Genomic DNA, 14,894 nt, shown 5'->3' with positions numbered 1-14,894 from the left:
TCTGGAACTACGCTACGCGTTCGTCTTCTCCACGAGGTTCGGCGTCAACAGACCATACACATAACCAAATCCAACCGCCGCAGTGAACACGAAGATAGCAATTAGCTGCTGGGCTTTCGCCATCGATGGCTCTTTGACGAGATTCTTGAGCCGGTTAACGACATAAACGAGCATTAAGTCCTTCAGATACTCGTTTTTGTCATCTGATGCTTGGGGGTACAACAAGTCCATCACGCGCTTTGAGTAGCCCTGCCAGAACGAACGAAAGACGAGCCAGTCGAACTTAGTTCGGTATTCAAAGAGTTTGTGGTTCACGCGCGCTTCTTTGTTATAGATGACGCGCTTGCCCGTCTGCTCGTGGATACGGATACAGACAGGAGCTTCGTGTGCCTGTACGTGTTTGTCACCTTTTCGACCGGTATTCGTGTCGTAGCCGCCTACTTCGAGAAAAATGTCGCGCTTGAATGAGATATTCGAGCCGTAGGTGTTTCGAACCTCTTCCATATGCTCTCCGAATCCACGTTCGTCACAGCCGACGAGCCAGTAGAACTCTTCAGGGAAAAAGTCGGGTTTTTGCGCAACCCAGTCTGGAATGACGTGGCCACCGACAGCGACAGCTTCTGGGTATTCTTCGTAGGTCTGGACGAATTTCTCTATCCAGTCGGGTTCCGCCGTCGCGTCGTCATCGATCATTGCAACAATTTCACCGGAGGCGATTTCTGCCCCCTTTGTTCGACTGTAAGAGATACCTTGATTCTGGTCGTTGCAGTGGAGAACGATACCGTCGATGTCACCGAAGTCGTCTTGCACGCGGACGAACATCTCCTCGTTACCATCGACAACGATGACGATTTCGAGGGGTTCGTAGGTCTGTTCGAGGACACTCTCAACAGTCTCGGAGAATGACTCGTACCGTTCCATCGAGTACGTACAGACCACGACGGAGACTTCCATAAGCCGAGGTTACCGAAGAGTCTCGAATAAGCGTTGCCCTTCGATTTGTGAATATCTATTTCTACCGACACAGACTATCACAAGGCTTATGAACGGCATGGCGGTTGTTGGTCACAATGAGCGACGAGCAAACAGAGTATTCGCCCTCCATAGCGGATCTCGTTCGCGACTGGTATCACATACCAGTCCTCTCGACTATTATCCTCGTCATGTTGTGGATACGCCTCCGCAGTTATGACGCGTTCATTCGAGGGGACTCGGTGTTCTTCTCAGGAAACGACGCCTGGTATCATCTTCGCCAGGTGGAATACACCGTCCGGAACTGGCCCACGACGATGCCGTTCGATCCGTGGACCGAATTCCCGTTCGGTCGGACCGCAGGTCAGTTCGGGACAGTTTACGACCAAATTATCGCGACCGCTGCGCTCGTCGTCGGTCTGGGAAGCCCGTCTTCAGACCTCGTGGCCAAGACGCTCTTGGTAGCTCCGGCCGTCTTCGGTGCGTTGACCGTTATCCCAGCCTACCTTATCGGGAAACGTCTCGGTGGTCGTCTCGGTGGCCTCTTTGGTGCAATTATTCTGATGCTTCTCCCAGGAGCATTCCTCCAACGTGGGCTCGTCGGGTTCGCAGATCACAATATCGCAGAACCGTTCTTCATGGGATTTGCCGTCTTGACGATTATGATCGCCCTGACGGTTGCGGACAGAGAGAAACCCGTCTGGGAACTCGTTGAGGCAGGTGACCTCAATGCGCTCCGTGAACCCCTGAAATGGTCCGTTCTCGCCGGCGTCGCAACGGCCATCTACATGTGGTCGTGGCCACCGGGAATTCTTCTCGTCGGTATTTTTGGCCTCTTCTTGGTCCTGAGGATGGTTTCCGACTACGTACGTGGGCAGTCCCCCGAACATGTCGCGTTCGTCGGTGTCGTGTCGATGACAGTCACTGGCATGTTGATGTTTATCCCAATTGAGGAGTCGGGATTCGGTGTGACTGGATTCAGCTTCTTGCAACCACTGTTCTCACTCGGTGTAGCCATCGGTGCTGTGTTCCTCGCCGCACTCGCCCGGTGGTGGGAATCGAACGACGTCGACGATCGATACTATCCTGCAGTGGTTGGCGGAACCATGCTTGTCGGAACAGTGCTGTTCTCTCTCATCCTCCCGAGTGTTTTCGATTCGATTGCACGCAACTTCCTCCGGACGGTCGGCTTCAGCGCAGGTGCTGCGACCCGAACTATCAGTGAAGCTCAGCCGTTCCTCGCAGCGAACATACTCCAGTCGAGCGGACAGACTGCTGTCGGCCGTATCATGTCCGAGTACGGTTTCACCTTCTTCACAGGTGCTCTCGCGGCAGTTTGGCTCGTCGCGAAACCACTCGTCAAGGGTGGGAACTCGCGGAGGATTGGATACGTCGCCGGGAGCCTCACCCTCATCGGAGTACTCTTCTTGATACCGGCGCTTCCGGCAGGGATCGGTAGTGCCCTCGGCGTCGAATCGTCGCTCGTCAGTCTGACCATCGTCACCGCACTCATCGTGGGGGCAGTGATGCAAGCTGACTACGAGAGCGAGCAGCTGTTCGTCCTCGTGTGGGCAGCTATTATGACCTCTGCCGCCTTCACGCAGGTTCGTTTCAACTACTACCTCGCGGTCGTCGTCGCGGTGATGAACGCCTACCTCCTTCGAGAAGTCCTCAGAATCGACTTCATCGGCTTCGCGAGCGTCGACCGCCTCGACGACGTCTCGTATGGTCAGGTCGCAGCGGTCGTGATTGCCGTCCTCCTCATCCTCACGCCCGTCCTCATCATCCCGATCCAACTCGGTAACGGCGGCGTGTCTCAGACCGCTATGCAAGCGTCTCAAACCGGTCCAGGGACCGTCACTCAGTGGGACGGAAGTCTCTCCTGGATGCAGAACAACACACCCGCGGAAGGCGAATTCGGCGGCGCATCGAACCGGATGGAGTACTACGGGACGTACGAGTACGCAGACGACTTCGACTATCCGGACGGCTCCTACGGCGTCATGTCCTGGTGGGACTACGGTCACTGGATCACCGTCCTCGGCGAACGAATCCCGAACGCGAACCCGTTCCAAGGAGGTGCTACCGGGGCAGCGAATTTCCTCCTCGCCGACGACGAACAGCAGGCTGAATCGGTCCTCACCTCGATGGGTGACGACGGCGAAGGCGATCAGACTCGCTACGTCATGGTCGACTGGCAGATGGCTTCGACCGACTCGAAGTTCGCCGCGCCGACCGTCTTCTACGACGAGTCGAACGTCTCCACGTCGGACTTCTACAGTCCGATGTATCGGCTGCAAGAGCAGAACGGGCAGACGACTATCGCCGCCGCATCGAACGTCAAGGACCAGCGTTACTACGAGAGCCTGATGGTTCGGCTCTACGCGTACCACGGCAGCGCCCGCGAGGCGTCGCCGATCGTCGTCGATTGGGAAGAGCGCACGTCCGCCGACGGTTCGGTGACGTTCAAAGTGACGCCCTCGGACGGGCAGGCGGTCAGGGTGTTCGATAACATGACCGCAGCAGAGGAGTACGTCGCGAACGACCCGACCTCACAGATCGGCGGTCTCGGCACGTTCCCCGAGGAGCGCGTTGCCGCGCTCGAACACTACCGCCTCGTGAAGTCCTCGAACAGTTCGGCGCTCCGCTCGGGAGCTTACCAGAACTCCATCGTCAGGGAGGGCAACACCTACGGCATCCAGCCGCAGGCGCTCGTCCCCAACAACCCCTCGTGGGTCAAGACGTTCGAGCGCGTCCCCGGCGCGACGGTCGAAGGCAGCGGTGCCCCGGCCAACGCGACGGTGACCGCGCGCGTCCAGATGCGCGACCTGACCACGGGCACGAACTTCACCTACACGCAGCAGGCGCAGACCGACGCCGACGGTGAGTTCACGATGACGCTCCCGTACTCCACGACCGGCTACGACGAGTACGGGCCGAACAACGGCTACACGAACGTCAGCGTCCGCGCGACGGGCGGCTACGCGTTCACCGGCCCGACGTCGGTCGCCGGGAACAACACCGTCGTCAGCTACCAGGCGGAGAACGTCGCCGTCGAGGAGGGCCTCGTCAACGGTGCCGAAGACGGTGCCGTGCAGGTCACCCTCGAACGGAACGAAGAGGAACTCGATCTGACCGGGAACTCCTCGTCGGACGACTCGCAGACGAACGAGTCGGCGCCGACCTCGGCGTCAGTCGACGCCGGCGCGGTCACGGTCGCTCCGTAACGAAACGAACGGCGACGCTGGCGGCTTTTTGTCTTTTTCGAGCGATTCAGAGAGTGATTCGTGGGGGCCTTAGACGAGCGACTCGTAGTCGATGCCGTCGCGTCGAGTGACGATGCGGCGGCCGTCGATGACGACGGGCGAGCGCATGGCGTCGAACTCGTCGTCGAGCGCCGCGAACTCGTCCCAGTCGGTCGCGACGAGCGCCGCATCGGCGCCCGCGAGCGCGTCTGCGGCCGAGTCGGCGTACTCGATGTCGGGGAACCGCTCGCGCATGTTTTCGGTTGCGACGGGGTCGTACCCGACGACGTCGGCTCCGGCGTCGAGGAGCGAACCGATGAGTAACGTCGCCCGCGACTTCCGGATGTCGTCGGTGCCGGGCTTGAACGCGAGCCCGAGCACGGCGACGCGCGTGCCGTCGAGGTCGACGCGCTCACGGAGGAGGCCGAGCATTCGCTCTGGTTGGCCGTCGTTCACGTCGACGGCGGCCTGCAAAAGGCGCGGTTCGTAGCCCCGACCGCGGGCGGCGGCGATGATCGCGGCCGTGTCCTTCGGGAAGCACGACCCGCCCCAACCGAGACCCGCACCGAGGAACGCCGAGCCGATACGGGAGTCGAGACCAATGGTCTCCAACACCTCCGCGGAGTCGACGCCGAACTCCTTGCAGATGTTCGCGAGGTCGTTGGCGAGGCTGATTTTCGATGCGAGGAAGGCGTTGTTGGCGTACTTTATCATCTCGGCTTCGCTGATTCCGGTCTCGACGACCGGCGGGTTCCCGGCGCGTTCGACGAGCGGGGCGAAAATCTCGGCGAGTCGCTCGTACGCGCGTTCGGTCTGTGCGCCGAGGACGATCTTGTCCGGCGCGAGGAAGTCGTCGACGGCGGTGCCCTCGCGGAGGAACTCGGGATTCATCGCGATATCGAACCCCTCGCCGACACGTTTCCCAGACGCCTCCTCGATTCGCGGTCCGATGACGTCGACCGTCGTCGTCGGAACGACCGTACTCTTGGTGACCACGAGATGCGCGCCGTCTTTCCGCGCCAGCGTCTCGCCGAGCGACGTCGCCGCGGCCTTCATCGCGCCGAGGTCGATACTACCGTCGTCGTTCGACGGGGTCGGGAGGGCGAGAAACGTCGCATCCGTGTCGAGAACCTCGTCGTAGTCGGTCGTCGCCCGGAGTCGGTCTCCCGCGTGCCGTTCGACGAGTTCGGTCAGGCCGGGCTCGTGAATCGGGCACCGGCCCTCGTTCAACGCCCGAACGATATCGTCGTCGATGTCGACGTTGACGACGTGGTGGCCGAGCTCCGCGAAGCAGGCCGCGACCGTCGTGCCGACGTACCCGCTGCCGATGATGCTGAGCTTCATTGACAGAGTTGTGAGCGCCGTGAGCTTTGATTCTTTCCGAGTACGGCTCACTCCCGAGCGGACCGGAATCTCGAACGGTGGACTGATATCCTCCCCGAGAGAGCATCCGACAACGCAATGTCGAGGAACTCAGACGGGTCGACAGCCCGTTTCTCGTGGCTTCTCATCTACCTGAAAGGCGTCTGTATGGGGGCCGCCGACGCCGTGCCGGGCGTCTCGGGTGGAACTATCGCGCTCATCACTGGCATCTACGAACGGCTCATCGGCGCGGTGACGGCCATCACGCCCGGTCGCATCAAACGCGGCCTCGGCGTCGTCATCCCCAGTCGCCGGGCCGACGCGGTCGCGGCGATGCGCGAAGTCGATATCGGCTTCCTGCTCGCGCTCGGCGCGGGTATCGCCACCGCCATCGTGACCGTGATGCGCGTGCTCCACATCGCGCTCAACGAGGCACCGGTCCCGACGTACGGCTTTTTCTTCGGGCTCATCGCCGCCTCGGCGGTCGTCCTGTACGCGCAGGTCTCGCTCGACGGCCCCCGACAAATCGCGGCCGCCGTCACCGGCTTCGGCATCGCCTTCATCGCCTCCGGCGGCGGTGCCGGGGTGGCCGGACACTCGCTCCCAGCCATCGCGTTCGCCGGCGGCATCGCCGTCAGCGCGATGATTCTGCCCGGCGTCTCGGGGTCGCTCCTCCTGTTGATTCTCGGCCAGTACGAGTACATGACCGCGGCGCTCAACACGTTCCTCGACAGCCTCATCGACGTCGCCGGCGGCGCGCCGCTGTCGGTCGTCGTCGAACCGGGAACGATCGTCGTCACGTTCATGCTCGGGGCCGTCGTCGGCCTGTTCACCATCGCGCACGCCGTCCGCTGGGCGCTCGAACACCACCGACGGGCGACGCTCGCGTTCCTCGTGAGCCTCATCGTCGGGGCGCTGCGCGCGCCGGTGGTGAAGAGCACGGAGGAACTCGTCGCCGCGGGGGAGTCGTGGACGACCGGACTGTACGCCACGTTCGCCGTGGCGGCCGTCGTCGGCGCGGCAGTGGTCCTGCTCGTCGACCGCTACACGGACGTCATCGAGTCCTGAACGGGAGCGCAGTCGCCACCGCCGCGCCGGGGCGACGACTCCCGTGAGAAGGAAGTCGGACGGTTACGGGCGGACCCGGACTATGCGGCTCGCGCGAACGACACTCACTCGCGGGCGACGGCGATGTTTCGAACCGACCCGCCGCAGTCCGGGCACGACGACAGGTGAGTCTCGCTCACTGTCCGCGTGCGACAGGAGCGACACTCGTAGTAGCCCTCCGTCGAACGATAGTCGTCGATGACTGAGTTATTCAATACCATGAGTGAGAGTACCACAGGCCCGGTGGTAAGCGTTGTCCTGATATTCACCAAATTACTCTAGGATGTTAATATTATCCGGCGTCGATCATCTCGAACGGGAAACAAATGGGAGACAGGAACCAATACTGTTCAGTTCACCCGAGGCGGCGGCGCGGTTCGCTGACGGAGCAGCGTCAGCGCCGGGCGACGCAGACGAACGTCTCGCGTCGCGTCTCGCCGTGAGAGACGGTGAAACCGGCCGATTCGAGCGCCGAGACGGCGTCGCCGAGGCCGAACCGCTCGTCGCGCGGCGGGCCGTCCTCGCCCGAGCCGGCTGTGGACCAATCGACCACGACCACACTGCCGCCGGGGCGGACGACGCGGGCGAGTTCCGCGAGGGCGTCGTCGGTGGCGAACTCGTGGTACGTCATCGTCGAGAAGGCGGCATCGAGGTGGTCGTCGTCGAGCGGGAGCGACGCCACGTCGGCCGTGACGAACTCGACGTTGTCGGGCGCGCCCTTCTCGCGGTAGTAGTCGTGCATGACCTCCTGTACGTCCACGGCGTAGAGCGTGCCGACGAAGGGGGCGACCTCGTCGGTGAAAAAGCCGGTCCCGCTCCCGAGGTCGGCGACGACGCGGTCGGGGCCGACGCCGAGGTGCGACAGCAGTTCCTCCCGCGAGACGAAGCGGAATCGCGCGGGGTCGTCGAGCTTCGCCGCCCTGTCGGCGTCGAAGGTATGAAAGCCCATGCGAACACCTCCGCGCCCCGTCCCGTAAGTCCCATCGGTTCCGGGCGATGCGTGTTCGTCCCGCGCACAACCGACTCGTCGAGTTCGGGTCGGAGTCGCGGGGAGGCGTTCGAGGACCGACCGCGAAACTGCCGACGGCGATGGGCTTTTTTGCCCGGAAATCGGTCTCACACGTATGGAACCCCAACTTCGACGGCCGACGCGACGCGTCTGCGAGCGCTGTGGTCGGGTGGAACGCTGGGACGACGACGCCGCGACGTGGCTCGTCGCCGAAGCGGACGGCGAAAAACAGGTCGGGAGCGCCTACTGCATCCACGAGTGGGATATCAACGGGCGCTTCGCACCCTTCGAGGAACCGGCCTGAGACGCCGTTTGACCCCGTTACCGGGGCGTTCGGGTAGTCGCAGTCCCGACGGACGGAGCGACCGCACCGCGGTCGTCTGAGTGGTCGGGCGACAGTCGTCGGCGGGGCGAGCGGAGCGGACGCCTACTCGTTTTCGCGGAGCGATTCGAGCACGGACAGCGTGCCGTCCATGTACGACTGGTCGAGCACCGTGTCGGCCGCCTCCTTGGCCACGTCGTCGGCGTTGGCGACGGCGAACGACCGCCCGGCGACGCCGAACGTCGAGGCGTCGTTGACGCTGTCGCCGACGGCGACGAACTCCTCGGGGTCGTAGTCCATCGTCTCGCAGACGCGTTCGAGGCCGACGCCCTTCTCGACTCCCGGCGTCTTGATGTGGTAGGCGAAGCCGGTGTCGATGACCTCAAGGTCGAACTCGTCTGCGACCTCGCGGAGGAGCGCCTCGTCGGCGTCGAGACGGGCGATGATTTCGGTCTCGCGCCATCGGTTTGCGGTGTCCGCGGCGTCCCACCCGAGATCGCCGCCGCGCGCGACGAACTCGTCGGCGGCGGCCTGCGCGGCCTCGCGGTCGCCGGTGAATGTCACCTCGCCGTCGGCGAGGACGACCCCGCCGTTCTCCGCGATGACCGTCTGGGGGAGTCCGAGGTAGTGACACAGCGAGACCGGATAGGGAAACGCCTTGCCGGTGGCGAGGATGACGGGGGCGTCCCACGACGGGAGCACTTCGAACGCGCGGGGGTCGAGGTGGCCATCCGCGTCGGTGAGCGTCCCGTCGATGTCGAGTACGAGCGGCGGAACCATACCCGGAGTTGGGAGACGGGGGAAAAAGGTTCAGCGGTCGGGGAGAACCGCGCCGCAGGTCGGGTTCGTCGTTTTCGACACTCAACGCTCGGCGTCGTCCAGCCCGCGGAACGCTAGCGTCGAGAAGTTCGGGATGGGTCGCGTCGCCGGCCGGCCCGGCCCGTCGGTGGAGTCGTCGTCAGAGACGCGCCGGACGATGCCGAGGTCCGAAAGCTCGTAGAGGACGCGGCGGACGGTCGCCGGCGACAGCGACACCCGCGGCGACGCGGCGATGTGCTCGGTCGCCGCCGAGACGGAGGCCGTCGCCTCGTCGTCGAGCGCGACGAACGCCCGGAGGACGCGGCGACGGCTCTCGGGGAGCGCGAACACGCGCCCCAGCGAGCAGCCGTCGTCAGGAACGGCGTCGATGCCGGCGCAGACGTACTCGGTGTCGATGGTCTCCGCGCCGTCGGCGGCGGCGAGCGTCGCCGCCCCGTAGAGCGCCGACAGCGCGTCGTGGGCGTCGCCGTCGGCCCACTCGGCGACCTCGCGCGTCGCCTCGTGCGGGAGCGCGTTGCGGGTGACGCCGTCCGACGCGCGCGCGACGAGGATATCGACGAGACTGTGGCGCTCGTAGGCCGAGACGGCGATCGACGGCGCGTCGGTCGCGCCGGTATCGCCGCCCGCACGCGCGTCGTCGCGGGGGTCGCGCCCGACGGTGAGCACCGAGACGTGCGGCGACACCGACGAGAGCGTCTCGACCGCCGTCGCCGCGGAGTAGGTCTCGGGCTCGCCGACGTGGTCGACGGCGACGACCGCGTGCTCGTCGTGCCCGACGCGCTCGGTGAGCCGTTCGCGGAGCGCCTCGACGCCGACGCCCTGCGACGGCACCGCCTCCTCGCAGAGCGCGTCGAGCGCCGCGTGGAGGAGCGCGAACTCGGTCGGGGCGTCCCGGGAGTCGACGTAGGCGAACGAGGTCGTCGGCGTGGCGGCGGTGCGCGTGGTGGTGTGAATGACCGACCGCCGAGAGGGGAGCGCGCTGGCGAGGTGCTCGAAGAGCGTCGCGACGACCGCCGACTTCCCGACGCCCTTCGGCCCGTGGACGTGGGCGTCGGGCGGCAGGTCGCCGTCGAACACGGGGTCGAGGTGGTCGAGGATGCGTTCGAGCGTCGGGCCGCGGCCGGTCGGCTCGTCCGGGTGGGCTGTCGGGTCGAGCGCGCTCAGGTCCCGAACGAGCCGGGGTCGCTTCCCCCCGCGGCGACGTCGCCTGGTGATTCTGTCTTCGAGGCGCATAGCGTGATAAGTCCCGTGGCAGAGGGTATCCGGCACACGCCTAAAAACCGACCACTACCGACAGCACCCCTGACAAGAGAGAACACGAAACACGGGAATCGGCCGGGACGGCCGCCTCGAAGGCAGTTGAGAGGTTCGCGACTACCGCCGCACCAAGGGCGAACGTAACTAATTGCATCGATAATTTTGAATTATCGCTGCCGTTTCGATTCGGTGTAGAAACGCCGAGCTACGGTATTCTACGGGCGCACCGATGGGAGTCCCGCGAGCGAAGTGGTCCGTTCCGTGAGACGAACGGGACGCGAGACGAGTGAAGGTAAAATAAAGTGCCGTCGGTCCTACCTCACGAAAGACAGATGAAAAAATCGCCGAGCGTCCTCGTCATTGGCGGGGGGTCGACCGGCACGGGCATCGCGCGCGACCTCGCGATGCGCGGGCTGGACGTGACCCTCGTCGAGAAGGGGAACCTCACACACGGGACGACGGGGCGGATGCACGGACTCCTCCACAGCGGGGGTCGGTACGCGGTATCGGATCAGCCGTCCGCCAAGGAGTGTATCGAGGAGAACCGCGTCCTGCGGCGCATCGCGGGCCACTGCGTCGAGATGACGGGGGGCCTGTTCGTCCAGCGCCCCGAGGACTCCGACGAGTACTTCGAGAAGAAACTGGAGGGCTGCCGCGAGTGCGGCATTCCGGCCGAGGTGCTGTCCGCCGAGGAAGCGCGCGAGATAGAGCCGTACCTCGCCAAGGACATCAAACGCGCCATCAAGGTCCCGGACGGGGCGGTCGACCCGTTCCGCCTCTGCGTGGCGAACGCCGCGAGCGCCGTCGAACACGGCGCGCGCATCGAGACGCACTCCGAGGTCACCGACGTGCTCGTCGAGGGCGGCGAGGTCGTCGGCGTCGAGGTCACCCACCAGACCGGTACCGGCCCGTACGTCCACGGCGAGCCCGGCGAGGTCGAGGAAATCCGCGCCGACTACGTCGTCAACGCGACGGGCGCGTGGGCCGGCCAAATCGGCGACCTCGCCGGCGTCGACGTGGAAGTCCGCCCGTCGAAGGGCGTCATGACCATCATGAACACCCGGCAGGTCGACACGGTCATCAACCGCTGTCGGCCGAAGGGCGACGCCGACATCGTCGTCCCCCACGAGACGACGTGCATCCTCGGGACGACCGACGAGGAGGTCGAGGACCCGGAAGACTACCCCGAAGAGGGCTGGGAAGTCGACCTGATGATAGAGACGCTGTCGGAGCTCGTTCCCATGCTGGCCGAGGCGCGGACGATTCGCTCCTTCTGGGGCGTTCGCCCGCTGTACGAGCCGCCGGGCACCGGCACGGAAGACCCGACGGACATCACCCGCGAGTTCTTCCTGTTGGACCACGCCGACCGCGACGACCTGCCGGGCATGACGAGCATCGTCGGCGGCAAGCTCACCACCTATCGGATGATGGCCGAGCAGATTTCGGACCACGTCTGCGAGAAGCTCGGCGTCGACGCCGAGTGCCGCACCGCCGACGTGCCGCTTCCGGGGAGCGAGGACTTCACCGTCCTCCGCGACTACATGGACGACTTCGGCCTGCGGTCGCCCATCGGCCGCCGGTCGGCCCAGCGGCTCGGCTCGCGCGCCGACGAGGTGCTCAACAGCGTCGACCCCAACCCGGTCGTCTGCGAGTGCGAGGCCGTCACCCGCGCCGAGATTCAGGACGCCCTCGACACCGCCGGCACGGAGCTCAACTCCGTGCGCATCCAGACGCGCGCCTCGATGGGTAACTGTCAGGGCGCGATATGCTGTCACCGGATGGCGAACGAACTCGCGCCCGAGTACGACGAGGAGACCATTCGCGCGTCCCTCGACGACCTCTATCAGGAGCGCTGGAAGGGCGAGCGCCACGCCATGTGGGGCACGCAGCTCTCCCAGACCGCGCTGAAGCACATGCTCCACGCGGCCACGATGAACCGCGACGAGGACCCCGCGGCGGCCGACGCCGACATCGACTTCGCTGCCTTCGACGACGGCGGCGCTTCGGAGGACGACGCCTCGGGCGTCGCGTCCGGCGGCGCGGTCGCGGACGGCGGCCGACTCGACGACCGCGCGAGCGACGACGCGCTCGGAGGTGCCGATGGCGATAACTGACGACGTGCTCGTCATCGGCGGCGGTATCGCCGCCTGCACGGCCGCGCTCTCGGCCGCGGAGACGGGCGCTCGCGTGCGCCTGCTCGCCCACAAGAAGAGCACGCTCCGACAGGCCAGCGGCCTCGTCGACGTGCTCGGTTACGCCGGCGGCGACGGTCCCCTCTCGGACCCCTACGCCGGTCTCGACGCGCTCCCGGAGGGTCACCCCTACCGCGTCGTCGGCGAGGACGGCGTCCGCGCCGGCCTCCGCGTCTTCGACGAGGCGGTCGGCGACGCCTACCGCGGCGGCCACACCGACTCGAACGCGCTCGTGATGACCCACGGCGGCGCGGTGAAGCCGACCGCGCGCTACCCCGAGTCGGTCGCGCCCGGCCTCGCCAGTTCGTCCGGCGACACGCTTCTGGTCGGCTTCGCGGGCCTCACGGACTTCGACGCGCCCGTCGCGGCCGACCACCTCGCGGCCGCCGGCGTGCCGTTTTCGGCCCGCGGCGTCACCGTCGAGTTCCCCAAGCGGTTCCGCTCCGACGCGAAGGTGACGCGGTTCGCCAAGGCGCTCGACCGCGATGAGACGGTGGACGGCGGCACGGTTCGCTCCGTCCTCGCCGACACCGTCGCCGCGGAACTGGACGGCGAGTCGCGCGTCGGCTTCCCGGCGATGCTCGGCGACGACCACGACGAGGACGTTCGCGCGGAGCTTTCGGACCGGCTGGGCGTCCCCGTCTTCGAGGTGCCGACCGGCCCGCCGAGTCTGCTCGGACTCAAGTTGGAGGACATCCTGTTCGACGCGCTCGACGAGGCTGGCGTCCGCATCTCCGCGGGCAACCCGGCGGTCGATTTCGAGGCCGAAGACGGCCGCGTCGAGACGGTCATCGTCGACCAGAAGAACAGACCGACGCCCTACTCGGCCGACCAGGTCGTCCTCGCGACCGGCGGCCTCGTCGGCAAGGGCCTCGACTCCGACCGCGAATCGGTCACAGAGCCCGTCTTCGGCTGTCACGTCCCGCACCCCGAGGACCGCTACGACTGGTCCGAACCCGAGGCGTTCGGCGACCACGCGTTCGCGCGCTTCGGCGTCGTCCCCGACGACGAACTCCGGCCGACCGACGAAGACGGCGAACCGCACTTCGAGAACCTGCGCGCCGCGGGCGGCGTCGTCGGCGGTGCCGACGTGGCGCGCGAGAAATCCGCGAGCGGCGTCTCGCTGGCGACGGGTGCCGTCGCCGGCCGCCTCGCGGGCGAGGAGGCAACCAGATGAGCGACGCAGAATCCCCAGGCAATCCAACGCTGACCCCCGACGCACAGACAGACGACTTCGAGGCCGTCGAGGTGTTCCCCGACAGCACCGACATGGACCTCCGTCCCGGCGCGGACAACTGTTACAAGTGTACCGCCTGCGACGTGTCCTGCCCGGTCGCCGAGGTCGACGACGAGTTCCCCGGGCCGAAGTTCCAAGGGCCGGAGCAGTGGCGGCTCAAGCGCAAGGAAGACGAGGCCGTCGACGACTCCATCATGTCGTGTTCGAACTGCATGCGCTGTGACGACGCCTGTCCGTCGGGCGTCCCGCTCAGCCAGATGCACAACACGGCCCGCGGCGAGTACGTCGACGAGGAGATGGACAAGCTCTCGCGGGAGTACATCCGCAACCGCATCCTCGCCAACTACGGCACGCTCGCCCAGCTGGGTGGTATGTTCCCGCGGCTGGCGAACGCCGTCATGGGCAACTCGGTCGTCCAGCGGATAAACGAGAAAGTACTCGGTATCACGGCCGAGCGCGACTTCCCCGAGTTCGCCACCCAGACGTTCCGCGAGTGGTGGAACGAACGCGGCGGCCCGCAGGTCCGCTCCGAGGAAAAGCGCGTCGCCTACTTCCACGGCTGTTACTCCAACTACAACACGCCCGAGGTGGGCAAGGCGATGGTCCGCGTCTTCGAGTCGTTCGGCTACGAGGTCGTCGTCCCCAAACAGCGCTGTTCGGGGACGCCGATGTTCGCGAACGGCATGCTCGACGACGCCAAGCGCGCCGCCGGCATCAACGTCGACAACTTCGCGGGGCTCATCCGCGAGGGCTACGACATCATCGCGTCGTGTACCTCCTGTTCGATGTCGCTCCGCCAGGAGTACCCCGAACTGTTCGACATCGACGGCATCGAGGACCTCTCGGCGCACACCTACGAGGCGCTGGAGTACCTGCGCATCCACGAGGACCTCGAAGGCGCGGTTCGCGAGGCATCGGTCGACGACCAAGCCTTCGCGTACCACGCGCCGTGTCACGGCCGCAATCAGGGCCTCGACCGGCAGGCGGTCGAGCTGTTCCGCCAGCTCGACGGCGTCGAAATCGAGGACGTGGGCAACTCCTGTTCCGGCATCTCCGGCACCTACGGCTGGAAGGAAGAGAAGTACGACAAGTCGATGCAGATCGGCGCGGACATGTTCGACCACATGGAGCACGCGCAGGGGAGCGTCGGCATGACCGAGTGCCCCACCTGCTCGATGCAGATGGAACACGGCACGGGCTACGACATCAAACACCCGCTCCAGCTCCTCGAAGAGGCGCTGGTCTGACACGCGCGCACGGCTGACGGACGAACGCGTTCGAGCGCCGGACCACTCGAACGTCGCCGCGCTCGGCGCGCGCGCCGAATCGCCGGCGATTTGGCGGATTATATTGCCTGTTTATCGCCGTTTTC

Annotated in this window: 12 protein-coding genes; 6 read left to right on the top strand and 6 right to left on the bottom strand. The window is 65.5% G+C overall.

Going from position 1 to position 14,894, the window contains the following annotated elements; genetic code table 11:
• Window positions 1–12 precede the first annotated feature (12 nt).
• The gene (gene aglG / locus NDI65_RS01010; RefSeq protein WP_310893164.1) at window positions 13–954 is read right to left on the bottom strand and encodes a glucosyl-dolichyl phosphate glucuronosyltransferase; all 942 of its coding nucleotides are present in this window, start codon (window positions 952–954) and stop codon (window positions 13–15) included.
• Window positions 955–1,070: 116 nt separating this feature from the next.
• Here aglG and NDI65_RS01005 point away from each other — a divergent pair, with 116 nt between their 5' ends.
• Window positions 1,071–4,199 carry an oligosaccharyl transferase, archaeosortase A system-associated gene (locus NDI65_RS01005; RefSeq protein WP_310893162.1) on the top strand — a complete coding sequence of 1,043 codons (3,129 nt, stop codon included), beginning with the start codon at window positions 1,071–1,073 and terminating at the stop codon, window positions 4,197–4,199.
• A gap of 69 nt (window positions 4,200–4,268) precedes the next feature.
• Here NDI65_RS01005 and aglM read toward each other — a convergent pair whose 3' ends face one another.
• Window positions 4,269–5,561: a UDP-glucose 6-dehydrogenase AglM gene (gene aglM, locus NDI65_RS01000; RefSeq protein WP_310893160.1), complete on the bottom strand. Its 1,293-nt coding sequence runs from the start codon at window positions 5,559–5,561 to the stop codon at window positions 4,269–4,271.
• A gap of 117 nt (window positions 5,562–5,678) precedes the next feature.
• Between aglM and NDI65_RS00995 the strand changes: the two genes are divergently transcribed.
• On the top strand, window positions 5,679–6,647 hold the full coding sequence (locus tag NDI65_RS00995; protein WP_310893158.1) for a DUF368 domain-containing protein: 969 nt from the start codon (window positions 5,679–5,681) through the stop codon (window positions 6,645–6,647).
• Window positions 6,648–6,751: 104 nt separating this feature from the next.
• Here the strand turns inward: NDI65_RS00995 and NDI65_RS00990 are convergent, their stop codons facing one another.
• A complete protein-coding gene (locus NDI65_RS00990) occupies window positions 6,752–6,907 on the bottom strand; it encodes a rubrerythrin-like domain-containing protein (protein WP_128081458.1) in 156 nt (51 codons plus the stop codon).
• A gap of 173 nt (window positions 6,908–7,080) precedes the next feature.
• On the bottom strand, window positions 7,081–7,635 hold the full coding sequence (locus tag NDI65_RS00985) for a methyltransferase domain-containing protein (protein ID WP_310893156.1): 555 nt from the start codon (window positions 7,633–7,635) through the stop codon (window positions 7,081–7,083).
• A 175-nt stretch (window positions 7,636–7,810) separates the two neighbouring features.
• On the opposite strand from NDI65_RS00985, the gene NDI65_RS00980 reads away from it, so the two are divergent.
• A complete protein-coding gene (locus NDI65_RS00980) occupies window positions 7,811–7,999 on the top strand; it encodes an HEWD family protein (RefSeq protein ID WP_042663830.1) in 189 nt (62 codons plus the stop codon).
• A 123-nt stretch (window positions 8,000–8,122) separates the two neighbouring features.
• Here the strand turns inward: NDI65_RS00980 and NDI65_RS00975 are convergent, their stop codons facing one another.
• A complete protein-coding gene (locus tag NDI65_RS00975) occupies window positions 8,123–8,797 on the bottom strand; it encodes a phosphoglycolate phosphatase (RefSeq protein WP_042663807.1) in 675 nt (224 codons plus the stop codon).
• Between the two features lie 81 nt (window positions 8,798–8,878).
• A complete protein-coding gene (locus NDI65_RS00970; protein ID WP_089777824.1) occupies window positions 8,879–10,069 on the bottom strand; it encodes an AAA family ATPase in 1,191 nt (396 codons plus the stop codon).
• Between the two features lie 356 nt (window positions 10,070–10,425).
• On the opposite strand from NDI65_RS00970, the gene glpA reads away from it, so the two are divergent.
• The 3 genes from glpA to NDI65_RS00955 are packed head-to-tail and all read left to right on the top strand — an operon-like array spanning window position 10,426 to window position 14,769.
• Window positions 10,426–12,207, top strand: coding sequence for an anaerobic glycerol-3-phosphate dehydrogenase subunit GlpA (gene glpA, locus NDI65_RS00965; RefSeq protein WP_089777823.1), 1,782 nt, complete (start codon window positions 10,426–10,428; stop codon window positions 12,205–12,207).
• Window positions 12,194–13,462: a glycerol-3-phosphate dehydrogenase subunit GlpB gene (gene glpB, locus NDI65_RS00960; RefSeq protein ID WP_089779854.1), complete on the top strand. Its 1,269-nt coding sequence runs from the start codon at window positions 12,194–12,196 to the stop codon at window positions 13,460–13,462. The genes glpA and glpB overlap by 14 nt, the downstream gene beginning before the upstream one ends.
• A complete protein-coding gene (locus tag NDI65_RS00955; protein ID WP_310893154.1) occupies window positions 13,459–14,769 on the top strand; it encodes an anaerobic glycerol-3-phosphate dehydrogenase subunit C in 1,311 nt (436 codons plus the stop codon). Before glpB ends, NDI65_RS00955 begins: the two co-directional genes overlap by 4 nt.
• The last annotated feature ends 125 nt before the right edge of the window (window positions 14,770–14,894 follow it).

Origin of the sequence: Haloferax sp. S2CR25 (assembly GCF_031624535.1) — an archaeon.
Taxonomy (GTDB): domain Archaea; phylum Halobacteriota; class Halobacteria; order Halobacteriales; family Haloferacaceae; genus Haloferax; species Haloferax massiliensis.
This window is presented reverse-complemented; position numbering and strand designations above follow the sequence as displayed.

Coding starts and splice junctions, on each gene's coding strand:
- aglG (WP_310893164.1), bottom strand. CDS start 954: ATGGAAGTCTCCGTCGTGGTCTGTACGTACTCGATGGAACGGTACGAG.
- NDI65_RS01005 (WP_310893162.1), top strand. CDS start 1,071: ATGAGCGACGAGCAAACAGAGTATTCGCCCTCCATAGCGGATCTCGTT.
- aglM (WP_310893160.1), bottom strand. CDS start 5,561: ATGAAGCTCAGCATCATCGGCAGCGGGTACGTCGGCACGACGGTCGCG.
- NDI65_RS00995 (WP_310893158.1), top strand. CDS start 5,679: ATGTCGAGGAACTCAGACGGGTCGACAGCCCGTTTCTCGTGGCTTCTC.
- NDI65_RS00990 (WP_128081458.1), bottom strand. CDS start 6,907: ATGGTATTGAATAACTCAGTCATCGACGACTATCGTTCGACGGAGGGC.
- NDI65_RS00985 (WP_310893156.1), bottom strand. CDS start 7,635: ATGGGCTTTCATACCTTCGACGCCGACAGGGCGGCGAAGCTCGACGAC.
- NDI65_RS00980 (WP_042663830.1), top strand. CDS start 7,811: ATGGAACCCCAACTTCGACGGCCGACGCGACGCGTCTGCGAGCGCTGT.
- NDI65_RS00975 (WP_042663807.1), bottom strand. CDS start 8,797: ATGGTTCCGCCGCTCGTACTCGACATCGACGGGACGCTCACCGACGCG.
- NDI65_RS00970 (WP_089777824.1), bottom strand. CDS start 10,069: ATGCGCCTCGAAGACAGAATCACCAGGCGACGTCGCCGCGGGGGGAAG.
- glpA (WP_089777823.1), top strand. CDS start 10,426: ATGAAAAAATCGCCGAGCGTCCTCGTCATTGGCGGGGGGTCGACCGGC.
- glpB (WP_089779854.1), top strand. CDS start 12,194: ATGGCGATAACTGACGACGTGCTCGTCATCGGCGGCGGTATCGCCGCC.
- NDI65_RS00955 (WP_310893154.1), top strand. CDS start 13,459: ATGAGCGACGCAGAATCCCCAGGCAATCCAACGCTGACCCCCGACGCA.